The organism is Listeria farberi (assembly GCF_014229295.1).
In the GTDB taxonomy this organism is placed as follows: Bacteria; Bacillota; Bacilli; order Lactobacillales; family Listeriaceae; genus Listeria; species Listeria farberi.
Map to the genome: position 1 here is coordinate 42,861 of NZ_JAARZL010000006.1, position 26,581 is coordinate 69,441.

Below are 26,581 nucleotides of genomic sequence, written 5' to 3' on the forward strand. Positions count from 1 at the left end.
TTGTGAAATAAAAAGCAATAAGTCTTATCAACATTTACAGCCACTTAATAATTGCGAAACTTATCACAATCTCGCAAAAACAAAATAACATCGAAAGTACTAAATAATTTTACCTTAAAATAGGATAAAATATACTCCAGATAGAACTCATTATAAAGTAAAAATCTTTCTTAACTAGTCCCTAAACCTGTGGAAAATAAGGATTACATATTATTTTATTATGCTTTGTGAATTACAGAGCAACTGGACGCTTCACTTTGGGCGGTTTTTCACAAGGTTATTAAGAAGGAAGCAAAAAAAGCAAGGGACTAAACAGCAATTTTAAGCATAAAAAGGAGGAGAAAAGGGTGGATAAACTATTTTTAGCCCGTTTTCAATTCGCATCAACAACGATTTTCCATTTTTTATTTGTACCACTTTCAATTGGACTTGTATTTATGGTTGCTCTTATGGAAACGTTGTATGTCGTGAAGGGGAAAGAAATTTACAAAAAAATGTCGAAGTTTTGGGGTCACATATTCCTTATTAACTTCGCGGTCGGTGTCGTAACCGGTATTATTCAAGAATTCCAGTTTGGGATGAACTGGTCGGATTACTCTAGATTTGTAGGGGACGTATTCGGAGCACCACTTGCAATCGAAGCGTTACTTGCATTCTTTATGGAATCTACGTTTATCGGACTTTGGATTTTTGGTTGGGACAAACTTGGCAAAAAGCTTCATTTAGCTTGTATTTGGCTTGTTTCAATCGGAACTATTATGTCTAGTTTTTGGATTTTAGCAGCGAACTCATTTATGCAACATCCGGTTGGTTTTGAATTTAAGAACGGCCGCGCAGAAATGAATGACTTCTTGCAACTCATTACTAATGGACAACTACTTGTGGAATTCCCGCACGTTATATTCGGGGCATTTGCCACTGGGGCCTTTTTCATTGCCGGTGTCAGTGCGTATAAGATGCTCAAAAAACAAGATGTCGCCTTCTTTAAACGATCATTCCAGATTGCTATGGTCATGGCGGTAATTGGTGGCTTTGGTGTGGCTTTCAGTGGTCACTCGCAAGCGCAATACTTGGTTAAAACGCAACCAATGAAAATGGCAGCAACGGAAGGGGTTTGGGAAGATACAGCAGACCCAGCCCCATGGACGATGATTGCCAAAATTAATCCAGAAGAGAAGAAAAATGAATGGGAAGTAAATGTCCCATATGCGCTAAGTTTCTTATCTTACGGAACATTAACTGGTAGCGTGGAAGGTATGAACACGCTGCAAAAACAATATGAAGAAAAATATGGCGAAGGTGATTATATCCCACCAGTTAAAACAGCTTTTTGGAGCTTCCGTATCATGGTTGGCGCTGGTATGTTAATGATTTTATTCGCGCTAATTGGTATTGTCCTTGCTTGGAAGAAAAAACTTGTTAATGCAAAATGGTATTTACGTTTCATGATTCCAATGATTGGCTTCCCGTTCCTAGCGAACTCCATGGGTTGGATTATGACAGAGATAGGGCGACAACCTTGGGTAGTTTTCGGTTACATGAAAACCGCTGATGCTGTATCGCCTAACGTTTCATCAGGACAAATTTTGTTCTCGATAATTGCGTTCTCAACAATTTATACGATTTTAGCGATTCTATTGGTTTACTTATTTATACGTGAAATTAAAAAAGGACCAGACGGACACAAACCAGAAAAAGCAGAGATTTCCGTAGATCCGTTTGATAAGGGGGATGAAAGCTTTGTCACTAAATGAGTTATGGTTTCTATTAATCGCCATCTTATTCATTGGATTCTTCTTCCTTGAAGGTTTTGACTTTGGTGTTGGGATGTCTACACGATTTATGGCTAGAAATGCACTGGAACGCCGCGTGCTCGTCAATACGATTGGACCGTTCTGGGATGCAAATGAAGTTTGGTTACTAACTGCTGGGGGCGCGATTTTCGCCGCTTTCCCTAACTGGTATGCAACCATGTTTAGTGGTTATTATATTCCACTGGTATTCTTATTACTTGCTTTAATTGGTCGTGGAGTTTCTTTTGAGTTCCGTGGTCAAAAAGATTCACCACTTTGGATTAAGACATGGGATTGGGTTATTTTCTTCGGTAGTATTTTACCGCCATTCTTATTTGGTGTATTATTTGCTAGTTTGATTCAAGGTATGCCGATTAATAGTGATATGGATATGTATGCTGGATTCTTTGATTATATTACAGTGTTCTCCGTTTGGGGCGGCGTAACAATCACGCTGATGTGTCTACTTCACGGATTACTATTTATTACTTTGCGTACAGAAGAAGATATTCAAGACCGTGCTCGTCGCATGGCGAAACGTGTTTGGTTTATTACTGTGCCAGCTTTAGTAATTTTCGTTGTACTTGCTTACTTCAATACAGATATGTTCCAAGTTAGACCTGTACTTGTACCACTGATGATTGGAATTGTAGTCGTTATGTATGTACTATCTGCCTTGTTCATCTGGAAAGACCGTGATATTTTAGCATTTACATTCGGCGGACTTGGAATTGTTTTCACGATTGCGACGATTTTCGTGTCACTATTCCCACGTGTAATGATCAGTTCTATCAACAGTGCGTTTGATTTAACTATAGAAAATGCAGCTTCCGGACAATATTCGCTTAGTGTGATGACGATAGTTGCCGTTACGCTATTGCCGTTTGTTCTTGGTTACCAAATTTGGAGCTACTATGTTTTCCGTAAGCGCGTTTCTAGTAAGGAGAAAATGACGTATTAATGGGAAAAGATTTAAGGAACTACAAAGGAATTAAAAAAATAATGGCGATTCTCGCAGTTTTCACGCTTGTTCAAGGTGCTGCGATTATCGTGATGGCGATAACTTTAGCTCGTGCGATTACTGACTTATTTCACGAGCATCCATTTCAATCAGTCACATTGCAAATAGGTCTCTTCGCGGGGGCCTATTTCTTGCGTCACTTTTTGAATGTATGGAAAAAACAAATCGTTTATCGTTATGCCGCTAACTTAGCAAAAACCATGCGGGAAGAGTTGCTTGATAGTTTGTTCGCGCTTGGACCGCGTTTTGCTCGTGCGGAAGGGACTGGGAAAGTTGTGACGATGGTTATGGAAGGTGTAGCAGACTTCCGGAATTATTTAGAACTGTTTCTACCTAAAATGATGAATATGGCTATTATTCCAGCAATGATTTGGGTTTATATTGCCTTTCAGGACTGGACTTCCGCTTTTATTTTAATGATTACTTTACCAATTTTAATTGTATTTATGATTATTTTAGGATTAGCCGCGAAAAAACAAGCAGATTCCCAGTTTGAAACATATCGCGTGCTTTCGAATCACTTTGTGGATTCATTAAAAGGTCTTGAAACATTGAAGTACTTAGGATTAAGCCATGATCATGAAGGAAAAATCGCTTCGGTTAGTTCACGCTACCGAAAAGCTACAATGAAAACATTACGTGTGGCATTCATGTCATCTTTCGCGTTAGATTTCTTTACCATGCTTTCAATTGCGCTTGTTGCGTTATTCTTAGGTCTTGGCCTCATTGATGGCAATATGAACTTGCCAATTGCGCTCAGTGTCTTAATTCTTGCGCCAGAATACTTTTTGCCAGTTCGGGAAGTTGGCTCGGATTACCACGCCACACTTGACGGGCAGGAAGCGGGTCGAGTTATACAAGGGATTATTGACCAAGCTAAAGCGGATAAGCCAGAAACGGACGCTTTACCGCTAACACCATTTGCTGAAAACACCGAGTTCTCCTTTGAAAAAATCACTGTAAAGCACGGCGCGGATGATGCTGAATCGCTACATGAAGCAAGTTTTACAGTGAAAGGTTTTGAAAAAATTGGGATTATCGGTGCGACGGGCGCTGGTAAATCGACGTTGATCGATGTTTTAAGTGGCTTTTTGACGCCAACTTCTGGAGATTTTCGCTGGAATGGAAAAACTGGTGCGGCGCTTGCTTCGACTGATTGGCAAACCCAAGTCACTTACATTCCGCAACATCCATACCTTTTTCATGATACAATCGCTGGAAATATTTGCTTTTATCATCCTAATTCTACCGATGAGGAAATGAAAAAAGCGGCAGAATCAGCTGGTTTAAATAAGCTTGTGGCTGGTTTAGAGGCTGGTTATGAAACACTTGTTGGAGAGTCCGGGCGGATGCTGAGTGGTGGGCAAGAGCAACGTGTGGCGCTTGCTCGAGCTTTCTTAACGGATCGCCCAGTTGTGTTAATGGATGAGCCAACAGCGCACTTAGATATTGAAACAGAATACGAATTAAAAAAACCAATGCTAGATTTATTTGAAAATCGATTAGTCTTTTTCGCAACGCATCGTTTGCACTGGATGCTTGAAATGGACCGAATTATCGTTTTAGATCACGGGGCTGTGGTCGAAACTGGGACGCACGAGGAACTGCTTTCGCGTAAAGGTTTCTATTACAATTTAGTCAAAGCCCAATTGGAGGAAGTATGATGCGGAAAAGTAGCTGGATTATCCCATATATCAAAGAAAACCGCGGCTTGTTTTTACTTGTCATCTTCCTTGGAACATTAACTTTTGCATCAGCTGGAGCACTCATGTTCACATCCGGTCATTTGATTTCAAAATCGTCCTTAATGCCGGAATCTATCATGGCTGTTTACATTTCCACTGTTGGTGTTCGTGCATTTGGTATTATGCGCTCCGTTTCACGCTATGTGGAACGACTTTCGAGCCATTCGCTTGTCCTTAGAATTCTGGAAAAGATGCGCGTTCGATTGTATCGTTTACTTGAGCCGCAAGCGTTACTACTAAAATCGCGCTATAAAACTGGTGACATTCTTGGCCTTTTAGCTGGTGACATTGAGCATTTGCAAAATTTCTATTTAACTACGATGCTACCAGCAATAGTTAGTCTTGTGCTTTACGCTGGAGTGGTTATCGCGCTTGGAGCATTTTCAATCCCATTTGCTGCGCTCTTTATACTCTTGATTGGACTTCTTGTACTTGTTTTACCATGGGTATCGCTTCTGTATGCTCGCGGTAAGAACGCTTATTTAAAACAAGGGCGCAATAGTTTGTATCAAAAATTCACCGATGCTGTTTTTGGTATTAGTGATTGGAAATTCAGCGGACGTGAAAAAACATTTATTTCTAACTATGAAAAAGACGAGGCAGACATGCTTCGAACTGAAAACAAACAATTTCATTTTGTTAATTGGCGTGATTTTTTTAGTCAACTTGTCGTTGGTTTTATGGTTATCGTGATGGTTTACTGGAGTACAGCAGAGTCGCGGGACGGTGCTTTTTCTGGCACGATGATTGCTGCGTTCGTTTTAGCAATCATGGCGCTGGCAGAAGCCTTTGTACCAGTTTCAAGTGCTATCAGTGACAAATCATTGTACCAAGACTCGCTTGCTCGTTTAGATAAAATAGAAGATCCGACGCTACCGACTTTTGAAGAAGAAACAAAAGAAATGGAGCGAATTAACGCAGAACATGTGGTTTTAAAAGCAGAAAATCTAACTTTTTCTTACGATAAAAAGTCACCAAAAATCTTAAACGGTTTTGACTTCACGTTGCAACAAGGTGAAAAAGTAGCGATTATCGGACGAAGTGGAACAGGGAAATCAACTTTTCTTAAATTAGTTCAAGGAGCGCTACTTCCGACTGCTGGAAAAGTAACTATGAACAGCATTGAGGTGGAAAACTTGCGACCACAAATCCCTAAATTAACCTCCATGCTAAATCAGAAAGCGCACCTTTTCAGTACGACTGTTTTGAATAACATCCGTCTAGGAAATCAAGATGCATCGGATGAAGAAGTATACGAAGCGGCGAAAAAAGTACAACTGCACGATTTTATTATGAGTATGCCTGATGGCTACCATACACAAATGAGTGAGATGGGTGAACGTTTTTCAGGTGGTGAGCGTGGCCGTATCGCCTTAGCTCGTATTTTATTGCAAAATACACCGATTGTTATTTTAGATGAACCAACAGTTGGTTTGGACCCGATTACAGAACGTGATTTACTGGCGACTATCTTTGAAACGTTAACAGATAAGTCGCTCATATGGGTAACGCATCATTTAGTTGGTGCCGAAAAAATGGACCGTGTTTTGTTTTTAGAAGAGGGAAAAACGTTAATGGAAGGGCCTCATGCTAAATTAATGGCTGAAGAACCTCGATATAAACGACTTTATCAATTAGATCGACCGATTGAACTATAATTTTTAGGCTTGCTAAGTACGTACTTAGTAAGCCTTTTTTGTATCTATTTTTTAATATTTGTAACAAAAATGTAATTTAAAATTGACTTTCACTCCATTTCTGCTTATGATTAAACTAAGCAAAATGAAAGGGGAATTTATTATGAAAAAATTCCACGCGTTAGTGTTTACAGCATTAGTGACATGTCTAATCCTCCCATTTTCCTTGGCAGCAAATGCTGAAACAAATGAAAATGGTAACAACTCAACACCTACTGAAGAAAAAGCAACGGATACTACTAAAAATATAATTACTGAGGAAAAGACAGAACCAGCAGAACCAACAAAAGACCTAGCAAAAGACCCGACAAAAAAGCCAACAGTAACATCACCGCAAAAAAGCCAAGTGAAAACAACGATAGATATTACCGATTCACAAGAAGTCTACTCCTACGAACAAAACAGCAAGATTGATCTCAAAGACTTTACCCCAACATTAAATGAGTACACGGATACGTTACTAACAAATTATCGCTTAGCAGCCAACTCTAAACTAAGTACTGCGGAAACGGGCATCCAAGAAGTCACGCTACTTGGAGATAATGAAGACGGCAAAACAACAGCAGTCAAACTCAATTACTTAGTCAAAGAAAAAACGGCCCAACTGACTATTACAGATATGAATTTCGATTTAGAAACAAAAATTTTCACAGGTAAAACAAAACCATTTGCTAGAGTATACATTAGTTCCCCGCCAGATGAAAACTTTGGAGAAGGAACAACCACTGCGGATAAAGATGGCAATTTTTATGCAGAATGGGCGACAACACCAAAACAAATTACTGCATATGCTTTTGATGAATCAGGTAACTATAGTGAAGAAGTAACCTACCAAGTTCCAGCCAAAAAACAAAATAAAGCAGTCGTAACAGCCCCAGATAAAGTAAAGAAAATCGAAACAAAAAATGCAGTCAAAAGCGCAACAGCAAAACCTACTGATACTTCAAAAGTTACCAAAGAAGACAAAACAGATTTGCCCAGCACTGGAGACAAAGGTACAGAATGGATTTTCGTTGTAGCGGGTGTTATAGTTATTCTAGTGGCAGTGTTATTACTTAGGAAACGTAAAAAATAAGCTAATTGCTATAGGGAATAACTCAAAAATAAGGAGCGAATAATGAAGAAGTTATTAAGCGGTTTAATTATTGTTTTAATGGTTAGCCTACTTGGTCACTCCTTTAACGCCGAAGCAGCAACGTATGAAAAAATCATTTACGACAAAGCAGTTAATCTAAAAGGGGTAGTAAATCAGTCAAAGCGAAATGATGGTATTAATAGCAAAATGTACAAAACGAGTAGCAGTGTTAAGTATCTCGGTTCAGCTAAGAAATACGACAAGAAGACATTGATTATTACTCGCGAAGGAAAAACAGCTAGAGCAAAATGGTATTATTGCAAGCTAGGAAATACTACAATCGGCTGGATTGACTCACGTGCTTTTACAAATATCGGCAAACCGACGATTGCTGATACCGTTCCAGCCCTTTGGAACAGCAAAAAAGCAATCATCACCACTAAGCCAAAAAGTACTACCGCAACAACCTACTTTTTCCAAAAAAATAGTGCGGGAAATTGGTATGAAGTTCGTCATTTTACTAGTCATATTGGTAAATGGGGATTTGACCCAAAATTCTCTGAAAAAAGTTCTGGAACTCCAGTTGGCGTTTACCGAACAGGCATAGCTTTTGGACAAAAAGGGAACCCTGGTACGAAGCTGACATTCAGAGCGATTACTAATAGAAGTTATTGGATTTCTAATTCTAATGACAAAGCCTATAACACTTGGCAAGAACGCAATTCCTCTAGTTCTGCAGATGAAAAAATGAAGATTACGCAGTACAAATATGGAATGGAAGTGAAATACAACGCTAAACGTGTAAAAGGTAAGGGATCGGCTGTGTTTTACCATGTTGATTCACCTAAATACAATTACACATTAGGTTGCGTCGCTCAAAGTGAAGCGAATACAAAAGAAGTGCTAAAATTCGCGGATAAAAATACACTTATTGTGCTAGGCGAAGAAAGCCGCATAAAGACATTTTACGGTGTAAACTAAGCTAGAGAATTTCTCTAGCTTTTTTGTTTGACGAAAAAAAGCTAAGTAGCCCAGCCCCAAAATTTCTTCTATTTGACGTATAATAAAAAGAAACGAAAACGCGGGGTGAATTGTTTGACGAGCAAACCATACATAATGGGCGTAGACATTGGAACTTCAAGCACAAAAGCAGTACTTTTTAATCAACGAGGAGAAGTGATTTTCCGGCAGGCGACGCATTACGAATTAATAACTGATGAAACTGGAAAAGCAGAAGAGAATCCCGCAGAAATTTTTGGCGCCGTTCTGACTTCCATTCAAGCTGTCATGAAAAACGTTAATAAAGAGGAGTTAGCTGGAATTTCGTTTAGTTCCGCGATGCATAGTTTGATTATGGTTGGAAGTAATGGAGAGCTTTTGACTGAATGTATCACTTGGGCGGACGGACGAAGCAGTGAGACACTCGAAAAAGTAAAACGGGATAATTACTTATTCCAATTGTATGAAGCCACAGGGACGCCGATACACCCTATGAGCCCCTTTGCCAAAATTTGTTGGTTGAAGGAAGAAGAGCCTACACTATTTAAACGCGCAGAAAAATTTGTTGATATTAAAGCTTATATTTTGTATCGCTTGTTTGGTGTTTGGGTGATGGATGAATCGTTAGCATCGGGTACTGGACTATATAATATTACGGAGCACGACTGGGAATTTGAAGCAATGGAAATTGTAAAATTAACTCCTGATTTCTTACCGAAAGTTGTGCCAGAAACTTATCAATTAACAGGAGTAGGAAGAGAATACGCTGAATTAATGGGCATTCCAGAAAATTTGCCCTTCATTGTAGGTGGTAGTGACGGCGCGCTTGCTAATATTGGTATTCAAGCGACTGGCCAAAATGACGTTACGATTACGGTAGGGACAAGTGGGGCAGTGCGTAAACTTACCGACCAATTCCAAATAGATTCACGTGGCCGGACGTTTTGTTATGGAGCTGGTGATGGATACTTTATCGCAGGGGGCGCAGTGAATAATGGTGGAAAAGTAGTTGAATGGGGTTTGCAACAATTTGGCTCTGAAGCTGAAATTAGCAGGCGTGATTTCGCAAGCTTTATTGCAAAAATAGAGGAAGTCCCTCCAGGTGCTGCGGGTCTTCTATTCCAGCCATACTTATTAGGCGAGCGTGCCCCTTTTTGGACTAATGATATTCGTGGGGGTTTTGTTGGATTAACGATTAATCATACAAAAGCACATTTTATTCGAGCAATCTTGGAAGGTGTCGCTTTTAATCTCGCGGAAGTTTATGAGGCGGTTTCGGCTCCAGATGATATTATTTATGTTACAGGCGGGATATCAGCCCATGATGCTTGGTGTAAGCTTCTGGCAGATATTTTGAACCGAGAAATACGTGTTCCTCATACGATAGAAGGTTCGAGCTTAGGAGCAGCGATTATTGGTATGCGATCACTAGGGATTTTGAAGGATCTAAATCTAAAACATACACTACCAATTAAAGCGGTATATCATCCAAGTGAGGACGTCCTGAAGTACACTGAACTACGTCTGATTTTCAAACAAGTTACCACTCAGTTAATGTCTAGCTACAGCCAATTAAATAGTTGGCAAAAGAAGTTTGATATTAACAGCTAAATTTTCCATTTCATGATATAATCACTAAAAGAAAAGTGATAACGAGGGGGAGAAACGATGAATAAAAAAATAGTATGGATAGCTTTAACATTAGTAGGTATTTGTGTAGTGGGTACAATTATCGCAGCAATCATGAGTGTTTACTTACGTTAAAAAAATTTCCCTGTTTTCTACTTGCACTTTTTACACTAAAAAGGTACACTAGTAATTGAGCTCTTTTCAGAGTTTGCGCTAAATAATTTTTTATTTGGCACTTAATTATTGGTAGCAAATTTGTCGTGCTAGACGGGGAGGTAGCGGCGCCCTGTAACCCGCAATCCGCTCTAGCGGGGTTGAATTCCTCATTTGAGGCATTGTAGTTGTTTGGTCTGCCCTTGACAAGTGGTGTTGAAGGTTGGGTCTTGCGCAATGGGAACCTGTGAACCATGTCAGGTCCGGAAGGAAGCAGCATTAATCAGTGCTTCTCATGTGCCGCGAGGTTGCCTGGCCCGAGCTAACTATCAAGGTAACGCAGGTGACTGCATGTCGATGTGAGGTGCGCGACACTAATTTTAAATATATTAAGGACTATTTTGCTTATCGCGAAGTAGTCTTTTTTCTACAAATTAGCTGCTAAACTTATAAAAGTAATGTATAATCCTTCATAAACTGGTACAATATAACTTAACAAAGCAATTCATGACAAAGGATGAAAATAATGCAACAACTAAAAACTAAAAAGAAATGGCTACCCGCTTTAATCGTCGCAGTTTTCGTAGGAATTATCGTAATCTTAGCAATTATGTTTGGCTTTTTCCAACGCCAAGAAGTGTTTGACAAGTATGAAGTAGCTTACGAAATAGATGGTAAACTATATGAAGTTTTTCCGATTAGTGCCACAGATATTGGTGTAGATAAAAAATCTAAAGATAAAAACCTCTATTTTCGTGTGAACAGTTATTATAATATTGATTACTTATTCCGACTAGCTTATAAACAATATGAAATTAACGAACCATCTACCAATAAATATTATTCGGGTCTAATTGATTATAGCGTCGCAGATAATGCCTACGTTACCCAAAAAGACGTCTATATAACAAATAATGAATCCTATGCAACGTATGATTTTTTTGATAAAAACGGCAAGAAAATCTATTCCTATAATCCTGAAGAAACCTCAAACGATGATTATATCGTCCGGATTAAACCTACCATTTTACAAGGTTACGAAAAAAGCGACATCGGTAGTTATGATGATTACTTAGATATTACAAGCTTGTTTAAAGACAAACTTGGTATGAATGTAAAAGTTCGAATTGATGAGGATAAAGAAATGGTCATCTTTTCTATTAACTAAAAAAAGAGCCCCGGTAGCGGGGCTCTTTTTTTGTTTGAAATAAGTTAATCCTCGTCTGATTTATGTTCGGCTGACTTGTTGTTTTGTTCTTCCACAGAATTTGGTTCTTTTATATCATCTGGAAATACAATCGAAAAATGCTCTTTTTTCACAACTTTACTATTTTTCGACTCTTCCGGCATATCTCGTTTTACTGCCATATTTATCACCTCGAATTGTTGGTATTACTTAGCTTATGCTCATTATAACACAGAATGAAAAAACTAGAAATTAAGTGAAACTGTGTAATGTTAACGCTTACTTACACAGTTTTTTAGGTATGTGTGTAAAGTGATTTATTGGTATAAATGATAACGTTTGTAAGTGATAATCGTATATTTTCTTACTCTTATATACTTGGCACGGAAATTGCAATAGATTAAAGTGAATCTAAATGTAAGCCTTATCATGAAGCGGAGAGGAGGACTCCCAAAATTTCACGAGGTCATGCAAAGATTCCATCTGATTTGTTTTAGCAGTAGGGATTGCTAAAACAACGTAAACAGATATAGTTGATAAACCTAAAGGGGAAGATACATAGAAATTATATTTTGTTTAAAGAGATGAGCAGTAAATAAAAAAGGTTAATGGGAGGATAAAATATGAATGGTTTGACAGCATTTTTAGAGAAATATTTTGTACCAGTAGCTGCTAAAATTGGTTCGCAAAAACATTTAGTGGCGCTACGTGATGCTTTTATTTCTACAATGCCAATTACAATGGCTGGGTCAATTGCAGTACTTTTAAATGCGTTTTTTAGGGATTTTCCAACTGACTGGGGATGGACAGGATTTGTGGAAGCAATGCAACCACTTATCGAGATTAATGGATATGTATACAATGGGACGTTAGCAATTGTTTCAATTATTTTTGCATTTTCACTAGGTTATAATTTATCAAAAGCGTATGAAGTAGATCGATTAGCTGGGGGGCTAGTTTCTCTTGCTGCTTTTGTTATGAACTTAACTGTTACTGTAAGCTTAGACGCAGTAAAAGCTGCTATTGCGGCTTCTAATGCTAATTTTGATGTCAATACTTTACCAAAAGAATTTGCTGGGATTTACGGGTTCTTTAATCTTAGTCAAGTAAATGGTACCGGATTGTTTACTGCAATGATTTTCGGTTTTATATCAACTATTATTTATGCGAAATTAATGCGCAGAAATATTATTATCAAAATGCCAGATTCTGTTCCACCGGCAGTAAGTAAAGCTTTTGCAGCGATTATCCCTGCACTAGTAGCACTTTATGTTGTTGGTATTATTGACTGGGCATTCTTCAAAATCACTAATATGGACGTTATTACTTGGATTTCCAAAACAATTCAAGAGCCGTTATTATCACTTTCGCAAGGGTACGGAGCTGTTTTACTAGTTACTTTCTTAGTACAACTACTATGGTTCTTCGGGATTCATGGTCCAAACGTACTTGCTCCGGTTCTAGAATCACTTTGGGGTACAGCACAACTACAAAACATTAGTGCAGCACAAGAAGGCGCTAAATTACCATTCGAATGGGTACGTGGTTCTTTCGATGCGTACGTATGGATGGGTGGATCAGGCGGTACACTTGTACTAATTATCGCTTTACTAATGTTCTCGAAACGAGCGGATGCACGAACAGTTGCGAAATTGTCTCTTGCACCAGGTATATTTAATATTAACGAACCAATCATGTTTGGTTTACCGATCGTATTAAATACAATTTACTTAATACCTTTCATTATCGCACCAATGGTAATGGTAACAATCGCTTACTTTGCAACAACACTTGGCCTTGTTGGTCCAGTTAAAATTGCAGTAGTTTGGGTAATGCCGCCACTTCTGAATTCCTTCTTAGCAACTGGGGGAGATTGGATGGCGCCAGTAATTTCACTCATAAATATGGTCATCGCGTTCTTGATTTGGGTACCATTTGTTATTACCGCAAATCGCGTTGGTGTACCAGAAGAAGAGATGAAAGCTTAGGAAATAATAAGTTTCTGGCTAGGTGCAGCTAATTGTGCCTAGCCAGTATATCATGTAGGAAATCCTGCGCTATTTTTATTCATTGCAAGAAGCGAAAGATAACGTTAAACTATAGAAAAGGAGGTTTTTTTAAATGATTATTCTTAATTGTCCAATGAAACGTGATTATATTACTGAATTACTTGAAACATACGATAAAGACGGTGTAACTTTTAAAAAAATTGCTGAACAAGGTATGAAACTTACTTTTGAAACAAATATTGAAGATGAAGAAAAAGCAGCAAAAATCGCCAAAGAAACAATAAAAGCAACTGAAATAGGCTCTGTACTCTATTTCCAAGTTAGTGTGGGTTGAAAATGAAAATTGTTAATGCACTATTTATTATTAGTATAGGTCTTATTATTATTATGTTTAGTCCTTCTTATGGAAAAGATGGGATGGCTAGTGTACCTCTTCTAGTTACAGGACTTGCGGTTGTTTTAATTGGCTGTGTTTTCATCGTGCTAAAAATCCGTAAAGATAAGAAAGAAAAGAATTAGAAGGAGTCGATTGAAAAGTGAATGTCACACAGAAATTATATATTTCTCAAAAAGAATGCTTTGATACACTAGTTAGCTCAGCCATTTATGATGTGAAAAATGCCACTGGTAAAACGCTTCAGATGCGCAAACTAGAAGGATATAAATACCAACGAACAATGTCTAACGGCGCACTTGCTACAACAAAAATTGTTAAAGTGACTCCTAACGAACTTTATCAATTTGAAACAAGTAGCCGAGTAAACACACATACGACGACTTATACGATAAAGTCCACAAGCGAGACAACTTGCGAAGTGACTTATAACGAATTAATTGAAACGGAAAAAACAATGAATAAAATGAATAATATTATTGTTGGTTTTATGTTTGGATTCTTCCGGAAAAAACGTGTGAAAAACTTGCTGAAATCAATAGAGCTTTCGGTTATTAACGAGAGTAAGAAAAAGCAGGAGAAACTAGCTGCTAAAAGTGAACAATAAGGTTTGGAATCGGGCTTTTTCGGGAGTCTGGTTCTTTTTTTGAGGGTTTGTCTGGACGGGGTAGTTGTTTTTTTGGGCTAGCCGGACTCAGAACGTATTGAAACTTCTATTAGGGATTAAATCATCGCTTTGCTCAGATTTATATTGAAGAAGTAGATCAAAACAAAGTACGTTTTGAAACTTCTATTAAGGATTAAATCATCGCTTTGCTCGGATTTATATTGAAGAAGTAAATCAAAACAAACAACGTATTGAAACTTCTATTAGGGATTAAATCATCGCTTTGCTCAGATTTATATTGAAGAAGTAAATCAAAACAAACAACGTTTTGAAACTTCTATTAGGGATTAAATCATCGCTTTGCTCAGATTTATATTGAAGAAGTAGATCAAAACAAACAACGTTTTGAAACTTCTTCAACAATACGTTATAATAAAACTACTAAAATGGTTTTAGGTGAAGGAGAGTGGCAGATGGCGTATCAGGCTTTGTATCGGGTTTTTCGGCCGCAGTCGTTTCAGGATATTGTTGGACAGGAACATGTGACGAAAACGCTTAAAAATGCCATTGTGCAAAATAAAACTTCGCACGCTTATTTATTTTCTGGACCTCGGGGGACTGGGAAGACTAGTGCGGCGAAAATTTTTGCGAAGGCGATTAACTGTGAACACGGTCATGACGGGGAGCCTTGCAATGAATGTGAGATTTGCAAAGGTACGACGGATGGCTCTATACCAGATGTTCTTGAAATCGATGCTGCCAGTAATAACGGGGTTGAAGAAATTCGGGATATCCGGGAAAAAGTAAAATATGCGCCAACTGTGGCGAAATATAAAGTATATATTATTGATGAAGTGCATATGTTGTCGACGGGAGCGTTTAATGCGCTACTAAAAACGCTAGAAGAGCCGCCGAAACATGTCATTTTTATTTTGGCGACAACAGAACCACACAAGTTACCGCTAACGATTATTTCGCGGGTCCAGCGTTTTGATTTTAAACGAATTACGACGCAAGATATTATTGGTCGTTTGAAATTTATTTTAGAAGAAGAAAAAATTCCTTATGACGAAAAAGCATTGATGATTGTTGCGCGTGCGGCTGAAGGTGGGATGCGAGATGCGCTTAGTTTGCTCGATCAAGTTATTTCTTACGGGTCGGAAGAAGTTACAGTAGAAGATGCGCTAGAAATAACGGGGTCGGTTGCTCAAAATCTGCTTACAAAACTAGTAAGTGCAGCGTTTGACGGCGATGCAGCAGAAGCTATCTCAACGCTTACAGCTTTACTTGCAGAAGGAAAAGACCCAGTCCGTTTGGTGGAAGATTTACTTGTATTTTTCCGAGATGTGCTACTGTATCAAAAAGCGCCGAATCTGGAAGAAACGCTGGAACGGGCTTTAATTGATGATGACTTTGTCGCTTTGGCAAAACGAGCAGATTCACTTAAAGTGTATGAATTCGTGAAGATTTTAAACACTGCGCAGCAACAAATGCGTTTTTCGAATCATCCAGGTATTTATGTAGAAGTGGCGCTTGTTCAGTTAACGCAAGCCGGGCAATCAGCGGTAAGTGGCGGAAATGTATCAGCGGACGCAGCTTCTGGAAGTGACTTCGCAGACTTAAAACGGCAAATGGAGCAAATGCAGCAAGAACTTCAAACACTTAAAAAACAAATTGCTAGTGGAGCAGTTGCCACCCAAGCTGAAAAACCAACCCAAAATCGTGGTAGCTCTAAAAAAGCAATAAACAACGGCAAACAATTTAAAGCACCTATTGGTAAAATCAACCATGTACTAGGTGAGGCTAAAAAAGAGAATTTACAGTTAATCCGTGGATGTTGGGGCGAACTTTTATCCATGCTGATGGCGTCCCAGGCAGCACTTTTAAATGACGCAGAACCTGTAGCTGCATCTCAGGATACTTTTGTGTTAAAATTTAAGCATGAGATTCACTGTCAAATGGCGATGGATAATCCGAACTTTGTCGAAACGATCACATCAAGTATTGCACGACTGACACAAGTGAATTATACTTTTATTGGAATCCCAGAAGATCAATGGGCTGACGTAAGAGAGAATTTCCTTCATAGTCATGGTAGCGACGGTGATGCGGAGGAAGGTACAAATCCAGAAGCTAGAAAACCGGCGGAAGATCCTTTTGTTGCAGAAGCCGCAAAGCTCGTTGGTGAAGATTTGCTTGAAATTAAAGATTAAAAAACAATAGAAGAAAGAGGAGATTATTCATGCGTGGAATGGGAAATATGCAAGGTATGATGAAACAAATGCAAAAAATGCAAAAGGAAATGGCGAAAGCTCAAGCTGATTTAGAAGCTCAAGAGTTCACTGGAACAGCTGGTGGCGGAATGGTTACAGTAAAAGCTACTGGTAAACGTGTCATTACAGATGTTGTTATAAACGAAGAAGTAGTTGATCCAGAAGACATCGAAATGCTACAAGATTTAGTACTTGCAGCAACAAATGATGTATTAAAACAAATTGAAGATACAACTTCACAAACAATGGGTAAATTCACACAAGGGTTAAATATCCCTGGAATGTAATATTGCTTGGTTTGAGACTCTTGGCTTGTATTCAAGAGTCTCAACTATTTTTCAATAGAATGTTCCACGTGAAACATTTGTATTTTGAAGGTGAGAGGAAGACGAATTATGCATTATCCTGAGCCGATAACGAAATTAATAGATAGTTTTATGAAATTACCGGGAATCGGACCCAAATCGGCAGCAAGACTAGCTTTTTATGTGCTAGACATGAAAGAAGACGATGTATTAGACTTTGCAAAAGCGCTTGTTGATGCGAAGAGAAACCTAAGCTTTTGTTCCGTTTGTGGTCATATTACAGATAAGGATCCATGTTATATTTGTGCTGATACGTCACGCGATCGAAGTGTTATTTGTGTGGTACAAGAATCCAAAGATGTTATTGCAATGGAAAAAATGCGTGATTTTCATGGCTTATACCACGTGCTCCATGGGACAATCTCTCCGATGGACGGAATTGGCCCGGAAGATATTAATATTCCTGATTTGCTGAAACGTTTACAAGATGACACTATTGAAGAAGTTATTTTAGCAACAAATCCTAATGTTGAAGGAGAAGCTACTGCGATGTATATTTCGCGTTTACTAAAACCTTCAGGCATAAAAGTAACTAGAATAGCGCATGGCCTTCCAGTGGGTGGAGACTTAGAATATGCTGATGAAGTCACACTTTCTAAAGCCATGGAAGGACGAAGAGAAGTCTAAACTGAGGTGATAAAATGGAGTCCAGAAGTAATAAGTTTGGCCGGAAGAAAAACAAGAAGATTGGCAAATTACACAAATCCTATGATGCTTATTTGATGGAATTGATTGAAGTCACACAAGAAAATTGGCATAAGCAGAAAGTTTTGTTGCGAAAAAGTTTTGAGTACGATCCTAATTTAGAATACGAGGAAAAAAAGGCGGAAGCACGCTATTTTTACCTTTTTAAAGAAGCTCGCGCACGTCAATTAAAGAAATAAAGAAAAAATCTACTAGACCATATTGGAATAGTAGATTTTTTTATTAAATTTCAGAACGGACATACATTACATCTGGTGCATGACTCACACGTTCACCAGTATTCAGGCGCTCGACTTGGCGCATATCTGCTTCCGACAATTCAAAATCGTAAATAGCTGCGTTTTCTCTTATTCTTGAAGGCGTTTCTGATTTTGGAATGATAGAAATATTATTTTGCAAATGCCAACGAAGAACAATTTGGGCAGGAGATTTACCATATTTTTTTGCTAAATCAATCAGAATTTGCTCTTGTAAAACGCCACCTCGACCAAGCGGGCTCCAAGCTTGATGAACGATATGCAATTCCTCTAAATAACGATGTAACAGCTGATTTGGAAAGTGTGGATGTGTTTCTAGTTGGTCAACTACTGGAAGAACGTTGGCACTTGTACGAAGCCGGTCTAAATGGTGCGCTTCAAAATTACTCACGCCAATCGCACGAACAAGCCCTTCGTCATATAATTTTTCTACAGCGCGCCAAGTGTCGAAAAATGTATCTTGTTTTGGCCAATGAACTAAATATAAATCAATTTGATCTAGTTGTAATTTTTTCTGCGATTTTTCAAAAGCACGGAGCGTTTCATCGTAACCTTGTTCTGTATTCCACATTTTTGTTGTGACGAAAAATTCATCTCTTTTCAAGCCGCTTGACGCAAAAAAGTCTCCAAGCTCTTTTTCATTATGGTAAAATGAAGCCGTATCAAACAAACGATATCCAACATCTACCGCAGTTTCCAGCGCAGTACGCATACGCGCTTCATCCGTTAACTTGTAGACCCCAAAACCATGTCTAGGCATTTCAATTCCATTGTTTAATCTGTATGTATCTGAGAAAGAAAGTGTCATTTTTTTACCTCCTAATTTAGTTGATTAACTTTAGCATACCAGAAAATGGAGAATTTCTGTAGAGTGAAGGGATTGATTTGGGGGATTTTTTATAATTTAGAAAAAAGGAAGTGGGATAATGAGACAACCTTTTCAAATTTTAGTTATACCATTTATTAAAAATGAAACCAATTATCAGTTTTGTGCTTTGTTGAGAACCGATGTAGCTGTTTGGCAGTTTGTTACTGGCGGAGGGGAAGACGGAGAGTCAATCCTAGAGACTGCCAAGCGTGAAAGTAAAGAAGAGCTAAACTTGAAGGGGGAGTTTGAAATGTATAAATTGGATTCATATTCTACTATCCCTAGTTTTCATTTTTCATTTAGTAAGCCTTATGTAGTTCCAGAATATTGTTTTGCCATTGATTTAACGAGTTTTTCAGGTTATATCGAATTATCCATAGAGCATCGTGAGTTAAAATGGCTTTCTTATGAGTCGGTGATTCAGCTGTTGGAGTGGGATAGTAATAAGACGGCGCTTTATGAGCTGAATGAACGTTTGAAAAATGATGATATGCAGCCAATATAAAAAAGGCTAAAAATCAGCCTTTTTAATTTGTAATTAAACTGTTTAGTACGTGCGCAATGCCATCTTCATTATTAGACAACGTAACGGAGCTAGCGGCGGCTTTTAATTCCGGGACCGCATTTTGCATAGCGATTCCTGTACCTGCGTATTCGACCATAGTGATGTCATTATGGCCGTCTCCGAATGCGATAATATTTTCAGATTGAATGCCCATTGGTGTTAAAACGGTATCAAGTGCTTTGGCTTTATCAATGCCTTGAGCTGTGAACTCAAAGTAAAAATCAGCTGTGAAGACACAATTAAGTGTATCTTTGAAAGGCGCCATCATTGCTTGGTAATTTTCTTGCATATAGGCCGGGTCACCAGCAGTGAGGATTTTACTTAGACGATAATCTAAAAATACGGCTAAATCATCTTTTTCACAGAGTTTAAAATTTCCTCCGCGAGACTCGTATTGAATAATATTTATTTCTTCGCCGCGGTAAGGTATATAGCAGTCGTATACATTATTCGTATACATATAATCCTCTTTATCAATCATTACTTTGACTTCAAATTGTTTCATGTGTTCTAAAACGGCTTTTCCTTCTGCAACCGTAAGCGCTTGGTTGAATAATTCTTCATTTGTCGCACAATCAACTACTTTAGCTCCGTTGTATGAAACAAGCAAACCGTGGTGTTTTTCCATTTCTAATTGTTCGGCGTATACGTGCATTCCGGTTGTTGGTCTGCCGGATGCGAGGATTAGTTTCACGCCATTTTGTTGCGCGGTGATGAGTGCTTTCTTTGTTTCTGGAGAGATTTTTTTGTCGTCGTTTAATAAAGTGCCATCAATGTCTAAAATAATTGCTTGAGTTGTCATGTGAGTTTAGCTCCTTTTTTTCTTTATTGTATCACTAGAAATTAAGAAAAAGTCAGATGTGGCCCATATTGAGAGCTTTTTTTCAATTCAAAAGGAAAACGGCTCCTTTTTTGAAAAATCATTCCAATTCGGTGTTCATTTTTTGATAATTCGTTGTTTTGTATTGGATGTTTTTATCGTAATTATGGTTAAAATAAACGGAATAAAGGGTGTCAAAAATGCTTAGTAATGATTGTCGTGTTGAGAATGATGAGACCTTATTGTAATGATTCTCAGCGGATGCCATGTAGATTTTGTGTGTGGCGAATTCCACTAAAGGATTGTCTTGCATAGAGGTAATTAAAATAATATCGACAGTACTTTCGGACAAGATTTTGACAACTCTTTGAAGGGTTCTGCTTCGTCCCCCATAGGAAACAACGATAGCAACATGATCTTTGTCACTGTTTGCAGCGGATAAACTTTGAATATAATCTTCCTCAGGAACATTGACCAAAACGCCGATTTCCTGCATTTGAAATTTGAAGTTTTGAGCGAAAAATAAATTGGCAGAAGCCGCGTAAACATCAATAATTTTTGCATTAACCAATTTTTCGCCAATCTTTACAAGTTCTTCTGGATCGGCGTTGTTTAACGTTTCGTCGATAGTTCCCTTATAAATTTGATTGAGGTTGGTCATGATTTGGTAAGGCGTATCGGATTCCAAAATAGGATAATCATAATTTATATCTTTTTCTGCAGTTGTTTCTCGAAGGCTCGAAGCGATTTCGATTTTTAGTTCACCGACGCCATTTAACCCTAGTTTGTTAATTAGACGGTAAATGGTTGCAGCAGAAACGAAAGCAGCGGTAGCCAGCTCTTTAGGCTTAAATTGTAATGTTTTTTTCGGATTTGCCACTATGTAGTTGGCAAGTTCCTTTTCATTATTAGTTAAATTGGTTAGTTCGCGTATTTTGATTAAAATATTCATCGTGTCAAATCCTAACTTTTTAGAATGGGAAATTGGTCATAAGTAATTATAACACGGAAAATTTGCATGAAAAAAGACGAGGATGCTTGAATCCTCGTCTTTTAAGTTTTTATTTTTTTTCTATCCAATGATAACTGAATGGGGCACCAAATAAGTGATGCGCGACGCCGCTTATATCAGGGCTTTGAAGTGCTGCTGTACCTGCTTGATAAAGTGGCGCAATACCAACGTCATCCATGAGTATTTTCTCTGCATCTAGCATTGCTTGCCAGCGTTTTTCTGGCTGAGTTGCATAAGTGGTAGATGCATCAGTCAGTAGTTTGTCATATTCTTTATTCGAGTAGTTAGAGCGATTGTAGTTGTTTCCGGTCATTGTTGTTGATAGGAATGTGATAGGATCTTGGTAGTCTGGACCCCAACGAGTTAATTGTAAAGTATAATCTTCTGTTTCATCTAATTTTAGACGTGCTTTATAAGGCACAGTTTTGATTTTGATTGTTAATCCATCTAAATTAGATTCAAGTGCACTTTGTAAGAACTCGCTAGATTTTTTATTGAAATCTTGGTCGTCCCCAAGTAGTTCTACCGTAAGTGTATCAATACCTAATTCTTTTTTCGCTTTGTTCCAGTATTCTTTTGCTGCTGCTTTGTCAGTTGTTAATAGGTCGCCATTTTCTTTCCGGAAATCTTCTTTTGTTTCTGGATTGAAAGTGAATTCAGCTGGAACAAAACCATTGATTGCGGTAGAGCCGTTACCCATGACGGTTTTTACTAGTGATTCTTTATCGACAGAAAGAGCAAATGCTTTACGTGCATTCTCATTTGCAAAAAGGGTAGATTTTCCAGCTTGTTTTTGGTTGAATTTCAGATAATATATAAAAGCTTCTTTTTCTGTAGTGTAGTCATCATCATTTTGTTTTTGCTTGGCATAGTCGCCTGTGAGCGTCGCGCGGTCTAGCTTACCTGTGGAGTATAGATTAACCGCAGCTCCTGGTTCTTTTACTACTTGCATATTAATAGTATCGACTTTTACTGTATCTTTATCCCAGTAATTTTTGTTTTTCTCGTATTTCCATTCTTTGCTTGTGTTTGTCCAATCTTTCATCACAAAAGGACCATTGTAAATCATGTGATCACTATCTTTGGCATAGTTCTCGCCTTGAGATTCAACGTATTTTTCATTTTGTGGATAGAATGTTGGAAAGGTCAAAAGGGAATGGAAGTAAGGTGTTGGATTTTCGAGTGTGATTTCGAGTGTAGTATCATCAAGTGCTTTGACACCAAGTTCTTCGGGTTTCTTTTTCCCATTAATAATATCTGTTGCATTCGCAATCAGACCATCAAAAAGGACTGCATATTCTGCTGCGGTTGCGGGATTAGCAATTTTTTGCCATGCATAAACGAAATCATGGGCAGTTACTTTTGTGCCATTAGACCATTTTGCGTCATCTCGGAGTTTAATCGTGTAGACTTTTTGATCTTTCGAGATTTCTGGAGCGCTTGCTGCGACCCCTGGTTGTGTTTGGTCATCTTTATCTAAGTAGTAAAGACCTTCAAAAACTTGATTTTGTGCTGTAAAGCTAACGCCATCGGTCCCTGTTACTGAATCCATGGATGGAATTTCAGCTGATTCCATCAAATTAACAACTTTTTTATCCCCTGTAGAAGTTGTTACTTTATCTTTAGAACTGTCACTGCTGCTGCATGCTGCAAGAACAAGCCCTAATGTCAAAATGAAAAAAGCCATAATAAAATTTTTCTTCAACATAATATTATACCCCCTGTTTTATTGTGCATTATTTAGTTTATACTAAATTTTAAGAAAAATAAAGAGTTTTTAGTCAATTCTTTCAATTTAAATAATTATAAAACCCCTCAAACAGGATAATTCAAGGGGTTTTAGTTTTATTTAATTTCGATGGTTTTAAGGTTTGCTGCGATAACTTCTGGTTTTTCATCCATTTGAACTTGAGCAGCTGTAGCATATGCTCCTTCTAAAATTGGAGCATTAAAAAGAATAATTTCTTTTTCGCTGATTTCTTCCACTGTTTCAATATTCATTTTAGCGCTTCCGAGGTCATAAAAGGTGTAGACTTTATCGGCTTCGTTATTTTCAATTGCCTCATTCACTGCATCAAAACTTGTGCCAATGCGACCATCTTCTGTTCCGCCTGCATGCGTGATAGAAACATCTGGTGCGATTTCTTTAATAATATCATGAACACCTTTTGCCACGTCTTTGGAATGAGAAATAATAACAACACCATAAGGTTTAGTCATAAGTTAGCTCACCTCCGTTTGAAGCATTGCGTGGAATAGTAAGGCGGATGAGTATGCGCCTGGATCAAGATGACCAATCGAACGTTCGCCAAGATAACTTGCTCGACCTTTAGTGGCTTTTAAATCTTTTGTTTTTTGTAAGGCCGCATCGACCACATCATCAGTTAAATCTTCTTGATGCAACGCGTGAACAACTGGCTCCCAAACATCAATCATTGTTTTTTCTCCAGCATGTGATTTACCACGTTTTTCGATGCCTTCTAGACCAGCTTCGATAACTTTTGTAAGGCCAACCGCATCAATGGTTTCCGATTCAACTGCTTTACTCATATTCAAAAATGCTGTTCCGTAAAGTGGACCAGATGCACCACCGACTTTGCTGACCATTGTCATCCCAGTCGTTTTGAAAACATCTTTTAAATCAGCTGGTTCTTTTTCTGCAAAAGCTTTTTTGAGTTCACTGAGTCCGCGAGCCATATTAATACCGTGGTCTCCATCACCAATCGCTTGGTCGAGATCACTTAATAATTGTTTGTTTTCTTGTACACGTTCGCCGAAATCATTTAACCAGCGTAACGCCCAATCTTTATCATAAGTCATGATTCATTCCTCCAAATTTTATTACCAAGCAATTGTGTCTGCTGGGAGTTTCAACATATCAACCCATTTTTCATCTTCTAATTTCAAAATGGTTAACGATAACCCAGCCATTTCTAGAGAAGTCATATAATCGCCAACGAGTGTTTTTTCAACTTGAACACCAGCATTTTTTAGAAGTTCATGAACATCATTTGCAAAAACGTATTGTTCCATAAGTGGAGTTGCGCCCATGCCGTTTACAAGGACAACCACTTTATCACCCGATAGGAGTTTGCTTTCACTACTAATGCGTTCATAAAGTTGTTTAGCAAGGCTAGCGGATGGCATAATTTTTTCGCGCGTAAAGCCGGGTTCGCCGTGGATACCAATGCCAAGTTCAATTTCGTCATCGCCAAGCTCAAAGCCGGGATGGCCAACTTCAGGAACGGTACACGGAGAAAGTGCGACACCAAGCGTTTTAACAGAAGCAATTACTTTTTCACCGAGTGCTTTTAGTTCTTCAAGCGATGCGCCTGCTTCTGCGGCTGCCCCGATAATTTTATGCACGAGAACAGTTCCGGCTACACCGCGGCGTCCTGTGGTGAAAGTACTGTCTTCAACAGCAATATCATCATCCACTATGATTTGTTCTACTTTAATATCATCGGCATTGGCTAAATCTGCCGCCATTTCAAAATTCATTACATCACCGGTATAGTTTTTCACGATCAAAAGCACACCAGCGCCTTGATCTGCGGCTTTAATACCTTCATAAATTTGGTCTGGGGTTGGGGAAGTGAAAACATCGCCACATACAGCAGCAGAGAGCATTCCGCGACCCACATAACCAGCATGAGCCGGCTCGTGACCAGAACCTCCGCCACTTACTAGCCCGACTTTTCCTGGACGTTTATCATTTCTTGCAATGACGCGAGTTCCTTCAACACGGTGAACAACATCTGCGTGCGATTTAACTAAACCTTCCACCATCTGTTCTACTACTTGATCAGTACCGTTAAGAATCTTCTTCATCTGACAAAAAACCTCCTTTAAAATTGTCCTCTTAACTCAATTTCCCTTTACTAGAAAGTCAAAACGTGGTTGCTGTCTTTATTATACAACTTCTAAAATGAAAACGCTTTAAAACTACAAGGATGTGTCATAAATTCAGCAAAATGGTACAATGAAAGAGAGAATTTGAAAAGGGGAATTGTTATGCGAGATCAATCTAAAATGCCTTTAGTAGAACGGTTAGATGCTCATGCTAAATCTTGCCCAATATCACTTCATGTTCCAGGTCACAAAAGTGGAGCAATTTATCCAGATGCATGGCAAAAATTAGTAAAATGGGACGTAACAGAAATAACTGGAATGGACGACTTGCATCATCCGGAAGATGTAATTTTCGAAGCGGAGGAGTTACTTGCAGAATGTTATGGAAGTAAAAAAAGCTATTTTCTAGTCAACGGAACAAGCGGGGGAAGCTTGGCGGTTATTATGGCAACTTTAAAACGTGGAGAAAAAGTGTTAGTGCCAAGAGATGCGCATAAATCAATTTTGCATGGAATCGAACTAGCAGGTGGAGAACCAATTTTCTTAACACCGGTGACAAATAAAGAAGTTGGCGTCGCGAATGGTGTATCAACAGAACTTCTTGAAGAAACTTTACATAATCATCCAGATGTAAAACTATGTATTTTCACTTATCCGAGCTATTATGGAACGACTTTTAATTTACAAAAATGTATTCGAATTGCGCATGACTTTGGCGCGGTTGTGTTTGTCGATGAAGCGCATGGGGCGCACTTTTTAACAAGTTCTGAATTTCCGAAAAGTGCGGTGGAACTTGACGCAGACGTGGTTGTTCAGTCAGCGCATAAGACGTTGCCGGCGCTAACGATGGGGTCCTATTTACATGTGGTGAATGACTTGCCGATTTTTGAAAAATTAACTTATTACTTGCAAGTTTTCCAAACGAGTAGCCCGTCTTATTTAATCATGGCGTCACTAGATGCGGCACGAAAATATGCGGCAACTTACTCAGCAGCAGACGTTGAAGCTTTTTGGAAGATGCGCGCTAGGTGGATTAAATGGTTAACGAAAAATAAATTTGAAGTGATTTTGCCAGATGATCCACTTAAAATTATCGTACGCAAAATAGGTTATACAGGTTATGAACTACAAGCCATTTTTGAAGAAAGTTCTTATTTCCCAGAGCTTGCCGACGAGTCGCAAGTGTTACTGATTTTACCATTAATCAAAAAAGGAATTGATTTCACGCCAATCAGCCGGATTCATTCACCAGTGAAAAAAGAAATCGCGAAAGAGCCGTACGAAATGTCGACACCTTGCGCGTCAGGTCTTGCTTTAACTTATGAAGAAATGCACGCACGCGCGACCGAATTTGTTCTGGTAGATGAAGCGACTGACCGTGTATCTGCTGAAATAATCTCGCTCTATCCGCCGGGGATTCCAGCTATTATCCGCGGAGAAAGTATCACAGAAAAACATATTCGCGAACTAAAAAACATTCGCACGCGGCACTATCAAGGCGGCGAAAAACTAGCCGAGAATTACATCCGTGTATTCTGCTAATTTATGCTATAATC

At 38.6% G+C, this 26,581-nt stretch carries 26 protein-coding genes and 1 other RNA gene; 19 read left to right on the forward strand and 8 right to left on the reverse strand.

Annotation, left to right across the window (positions count from 1 at the left end):
- Positions 1-347 precede the first annotated feature (347 nt).
- The 9 genes from HCB38_RS13300 (at position 348) to HCB38_RS13340 (ending at position 11,280) form a co-directional block, all read left to right on the forward strand.
- Positions 348-1,754, forward strand: a complete 1,407-nt coding sequence (locus HCB38_RS13300; RefSeq protein WP_185319731.1) for a cytochrome ubiquinol oxidase subunit I — start codon at positions 348-350, stop codon at positions 1,752-1,754.
- Positions 1,741-2,754 (forward strand): cytochrome d ubiquinol oxidase subunit II, encoded by a 1,014-nt coding sequence (gene cydB, locus HCB38_RS13305; RefSeq protein WP_003727651.1) that lies wholly within the window; start codon positions 1,741-1,743, stop codon positions 2,752-2,754. Before HCB38_RS13300 ends, cydB begins: the two co-directional genes overlap by 14 nt.
- Entirely contained in the window at positions 2,754-4,478 is a 1,725-nt protein-coding gene (cydD, locus tag HCB38_RS13310; protein ID WP_185638769.1) for a thiol reductant ABC exporter subunit CydD, read from the forward strand. Before cydB ends, cydD begins: the two co-directional genes overlap by 1 nt.
- A complete protein-coding gene (cydC, locus tag HCB38_RS13315; protein ID WP_185638771.1) occupies positions 4,478-6,217 on the forward strand; it encodes a thiol reductant ABC exporter subunit CydC in 1,740 nt (579 codons plus the stop codon). Before cydD ends, cydC begins: the two co-directional genes overlap by 1 nt.
- Positions 6,218-6,359: 142 nt before the next feature.
- Positions 6,360-7,331 (forward strand): LPXTG cell wall anchor domain-containing protein, encoded by a 972-nt coding sequence (locus tag HCB38_RS13320; protein ID WP_185319734.1) that lies wholly within the window; start codon positions 6,360-6,362, stop codon positions 7,329-7,331.
- A 42-nt stretch (positions 7,332-7,373) separates the two neighbouring features.
- Entirely contained in the window at positions 7,374-8,312 is a 939-nt protein-coding gene (locus tag HCB38_RS13325) for a GW domain-containing glycosaminoglycan-binding protein (protein WP_185319735.1), read from the forward strand.
- 114 nt (positions 8,313-8,426) lie between these two features.
- The gene (locus tag HCB38_RS13330; RefSeq protein WP_185319736.1) at positions 8,427-9,941 is read left to right on the forward strand and encodes a gluconokinase; all 1,515 of its coding nucleotides are present in this window, start codon (positions 8,427-8,429) and stop codon (positions 9,939-9,941) included.
- A gap of 276 nt (positions 9,942-10,217) precedes the next feature.
- Positions 10,218-10,484, forward strand: an RNA gene (gene ffs / locus HCB38_RS13335) — signal recognition particle sRNA large type.
- A 154-nt stretch (positions 10,485-10,638) separates the two neighbouring features.
- Entirely contained in the window at positions 10,639-11,280 is a 642-nt protein-coding gene (locus HCB38_RS13340) for a hypothetical protein (protein WP_185319737.1), read from the forward strand.
- Positions 11,281-11,324: 44 nt separating this feature from the next.
- Here the strand turns inward: HCB38_RS13340 and HCB38_RS13345 are convergent, their stop codons facing one another.
- Entirely contained in the window at positions 11,325-11,480 is a 156-nt protein-coding gene (locus HCB38_RS13345) for a hypothetical protein (RefSeq protein WP_185319738.1), read from the reverse strand.
- A 441-nt stretch (positions 11,481-11,921) separates the two neighbouring features.
- Between HCB38_RS13345 and HCB38_RS13350 the strand changes: the two genes are divergently transcribed.
- The 8 genes from HCB38_RS13350 (at position 11,922) to HCB38_RS13385 (ending at position 17,830) form a co-directional block, all read left to right on the forward strand.
- Entirely contained in the window at positions 11,922-13,286 is a 1,365-nt protein-coding gene (locus tag HCB38_RS13350) for a PTS sugar transporter subunit IIC (RefSeq protein WP_003768594.1), read from the forward strand.
- 133 nt (positions 13,287-13,419) lie between these two features.
- The gene (locus tag HCB38_RS13355; RefSeq protein ID WP_003721028.1) at positions 13,420-13,641 is read left to right on the forward strand and encodes a hypothetical protein; all 222 of its coding nucleotides are present in this window, start codon (positions 13,420-13,422) and stop codon (positions 13,639-13,641) included.
- A 2-nt stretch (positions 13,642-13,643) separates the two neighbouring features.
- Entirely contained in the window at positions 13,644-13,826 is a 183-nt protein-coding gene (locus HCB38_RS13360) for a DUF3188 domain-containing protein (RefSeq protein WP_003728589.1), read from the forward strand.
- A 17-nt stretch (positions 13,827-13,843) separates the two neighbouring features.
- Complete coding sequence (locus HCB38_RS13365) at positions 13,844-14,308, forward strand: DUF3284 domain-containing protein (protein WP_185319739.1); 465 nt, start codon at positions 13,844-13,846, stop codon at positions 14,306-14,308.
- Between the two features lie 473 nt (positions 14,309-14,781).
- Positions 14,782-16,521 carry a DNA polymerase III subunit gamma/tau gene (gene dnaX / locus HCB38_RS13370; protein ID WP_185319740.1) on the forward strand — a complete coding sequence of 580 codons (1,740 nt, stop codon included), beginning with the start codon at positions 14,782-14,784 and terminating at the stop codon, positions 16,519-16,521.
- A 29-nt stretch (positions 16,522-16,550) separates the two neighbouring features.
- Positions 16,551-16,868, forward strand: a complete 318-nt coding sequence (locus HCB38_RS13375) for a YbaB/EbfC family nucleoid-associated protein (RefSeq protein ID WP_003722063.1) — start codon at positions 16,551-16,553, stop codon at positions 16,866-16,868.
- 108 nt (positions 16,869-16,976) lie between these two features.
- A complete protein-coding gene (gene recR, locus HCB38_RS13380) occupies positions 16,977-17,573 on the forward strand; it encodes a recombination mediator RecR (RefSeq protein ID WP_003722062.1) in 597 nt (198 codons plus the stop codon).
- 14 nt (positions 17,574-17,587) lie between these two features.
- Entirely contained in the window at positions 17,588-17,830 is a 243-nt protein-coding gene (locus tag HCB38_RS13385; protein WP_185319741.1) for a YaaL family protein, read from the forward strand.
- A 43-nt stretch (positions 17,831-17,873) separates the two neighbouring features.
- On the opposite strand, the gene HCB38_RS13390 is transcribed toward HCB38_RS13385, so the two are convergent.
- Positions 17,874-18,716 carry an aldo/keto reductase gene (locus HCB38_RS13390; RefSeq protein WP_185319742.1) on the reverse strand — a complete coding sequence of 281 codons (843 nt, stop codon included), beginning with the start codon at positions 18,714-18,716 and terminating at the stop codon, positions 17,874-17,876.
- A 118-nt stretch (positions 18,717-18,834) separates the two neighbouring features.
- On the opposite strand from HCB38_RS13390, the gene HCB38_RS13395 reads away from it, so the two are divergent.
- Positions 18,835-19,281: an NUDIX hydrolase gene (locus HCB38_RS13395; RefSeq protein WP_185607927.1), complete on the forward strand. Its 447-nt coding sequence runs from the start codon at positions 18,835-18,837 to the stop codon at positions 19,279-19,281.
- A 22-nt stretch (positions 19,282-19,303) separates the two neighbouring features.
- On the opposite strand, the gene HCB38_RS13400 is transcribed toward HCB38_RS13395, so the two are convergent.
- The 6 genes from HCB38_RS13400 to dhaK1 all read right to left on the reverse strand — a co-directional run bounded on the left by HCB38_RS13400 (position 19,304) and on the right by dhaK1 (position 25,004).
- A complete protein-coding gene (locus tag HCB38_RS13400; protein ID WP_185638773.1) occupies positions 19,304-20,143 on the reverse strand; it encodes a Cof-type HAD-IIB family hydrolase in 840 nt (279 codons plus the stop codon).
- A 118-nt stretch (positions 20,144-20,261) separates the two neighbouring features.
- Positions 20,262-21,113 carry a MurR/RpiR family transcriptional regulator gene (locus tag HCB38_RS13405; RefSeq protein WP_185638776.1) on the reverse strand — a complete coding sequence of 284 codons (852 nt, stop codon included), beginning with the start codon at positions 21,111-21,113 and terminating at the stop codon, positions 20,262-20,264.
- Between the two features lie 109 nt (positions 21,114-21,222).
- Complete coding sequence (locus HCB38_RS13410) at positions 21,223-22,881, reverse strand: peptide ABC transporter substrate-binding protein (protein WP_185638778.1); 1,659 nt, start codon at positions 22,879-22,881, stop codon at positions 21,223-21,225.
- Between the two features lie 137 nt (positions 22,882-23,018).
- Positions 23,019-23,393, reverse strand: a complete 375-nt coding sequence (dhaM1, locus tag HCB38_RS13415; protein ID WP_149118043.1) for a dihydroxyacetone kinase phosphoryl donor subunit DhaM1 — start codon at positions 23,391-23,393, stop codon at positions 23,019-23,021.
- A gap of 3 nt (positions 23,394-23,396) precedes the next feature.
- Positions 23,397-23,993, reverse strand: a complete 597-nt coding sequence (dhaL1, locus tag HCB38_RS13420; RefSeq protein ID WP_185319747.1) for a dihydroxyacetone kinase ADP-binding subunit DhaL1 — start codon at positions 23,991-23,993, stop codon at positions 23,397-23,399.
- Between the two features lie 21 nt (positions 23,994-24,014).
- Complete coding sequence (gene dhaK1 / locus HCB38_RS13425) at positions 24,015-25,004, reverse strand: dihydroxyacetone kinase subunit DhaK1 (protein ID WP_185638779.1); 990 nt, start codon at positions 25,002-25,004, stop codon at positions 24,015-24,017.
- Positions 25,005-25,187: 183 nt separating this feature from the next.
- On the opposite strand from dhaK1, the gene HCB38_RS13430 reads away from it, so the two are divergent.
- Positions 25,188-26,567 (forward strand): aminotransferase class I/II-fold pyridoxal phosphate-dependent enzyme, encoded by a 1,380-nt coding sequence (locus tag HCB38_RS13430; RefSeq protein ID WP_185319749.1) that lies wholly within the window; start codon positions 25,188-25,190, stop codon positions 26,565-26,567.
- Positions 26,568-26,581 lie beyond the last annotated feature (14 nt).

Coding starts and splice junctions, on each gene's coding strand:
- dhaK1 (WP_185638779.1), bottom strand. CDS start 25,004: ATGAAGAAGATTCTTAACGGTACTGATCAAGTAGTAGAACAGATGGTG.
- HCB38_RS13360 (WP_003728589.1), top strand. CDS start 13,644: ATGAAAATTGTTAATGCACTATTTATTATTAGTATAGGTCTTATTATT.
- cydC (WP_185638771.1), top strand. CDS start 4,478: ATGCGGAAAAGTAGCTGGATTATCCCATATATCAAAGAAAACCGCGGC.
- HCB38_RS13320 (WP_185319734.1), top strand. CDS start 6,360: ATGAAAAAATTCCACGCGTTAGTGTTTACAGCATTAGTGACATGTCTA.
- cydD (WP_185638769.1), top strand. CDS start 2,754: ATGGGAAAAGATTTAAGGAACTACAAAGGAATTAAAAAAATAATGGCG.
- dhaM1 (WP_149118043.1), bottom strand. CDS start 23,393: ATGACTAAACCTTATGGTGTTGTTATTATTTCTCATTCCAAAGACGTG.
- HCB38_RS13430 (WP_185319749.1), top strand. CDS start 25,188: ATGCGAGATCAATCTAAAATGCCTTTAGTAGAACGGTTAGATGCTCAT.
- dhaL1 (WP_185319747.1), bottom strand. CDS start 23,993: ATGACTTATGATAAAGATTGGGCGTTACGCTGGTTAAATGATTTCGGC.
- HCB38_RS13340 (WP_185319737.1), top strand. CDS start 10,639: ATGCAACAACTAAAAACTAAAAAGAAATGGCTACCCGCTTTAATCGTC.
- HCB38_RS13395 (WP_185607927.1), top strand. CDS start 18,835: ATGAGACAACCTTTTCAAATTTTAGTTATACCATTTATTAAAAATGAA.
- HCB38_RS13405 (WP_185638776.1), bottom strand. CDS start 21,113: ATGAATATTTTAATCAAAATACGCGAACTAACCAATTTAACTAATAAT.
- HCB38_RS13350 (WP_003768594.1), top strand. CDS start 11,922: ATGAATGGTTTGACAGCATTTTTAGAGAAATATTTTGTACCAGTAGCT.
- dnaX (WP_185319740.1), top strand. CDS start 14,782: ATGGCGTATCAGGCTTTGTATCGGGTTTTTCGGCCGCAGTCGTTTCAG.
- HCB38_RS13325 (WP_185319735.1), top strand. CDS start 7,374: ATGAAGAAGTTATTAAGCGGTTTAATTATTGTTTTAATGGTTAGCCTA.
- HCB38_RS13345 (WP_185319738.1), bottom strand. CDS start 11,480: ATGGCAGTAAAACGAGATATGCCGGAAGAGTCGAAAAATAGTAAAGTT.
- HCB38_RS13385 (WP_185319741.1), top strand. CDS start 17,588: ATGGAGTCCAGAAGTAATAAGTTTGGCCGGAAGAAAAACAAGAAGATT.
- HCB38_RS13355 (WP_003721028.1), top strand. CDS start 13,420: ATGATTATTCTTAATTGTCCAATGAAACGTGATTATATTACTGAATTA.
- HCB38_RS13390 (WP_185319742.1), bottom strand. CDS start 18,716: ATGACACTTTCTTTCTCAGATACATACAGATTAAACAATGGAATTGAA.
- HCB38_RS13410 (WP_185638778.1), bottom strand. CDS start 22,881: ATGTTGAAGAAAAATTTTATTATGGCTTTTTTCATTTTGACATTAGGG.
- recR (WP_003722062.1), top strand. CDS start 16,977: ATGCATTATCCTGAGCCGATAACGAAATTAATAGATAGTTTTATGAAA.
- HCB38_RS13375 (WP_003722063.1), top strand. CDS start 16,551: ATGCGTGGAATGGGAAATATGCAAGGTATGATGAAACAAATGCAAAAA.
- HCB38_RS13400 (WP_185638773.1), bottom strand. CDS start 20,143: ATGACAACTCAAGCAATTATTTTAGACATTGATGGCACTTTATTAAAC.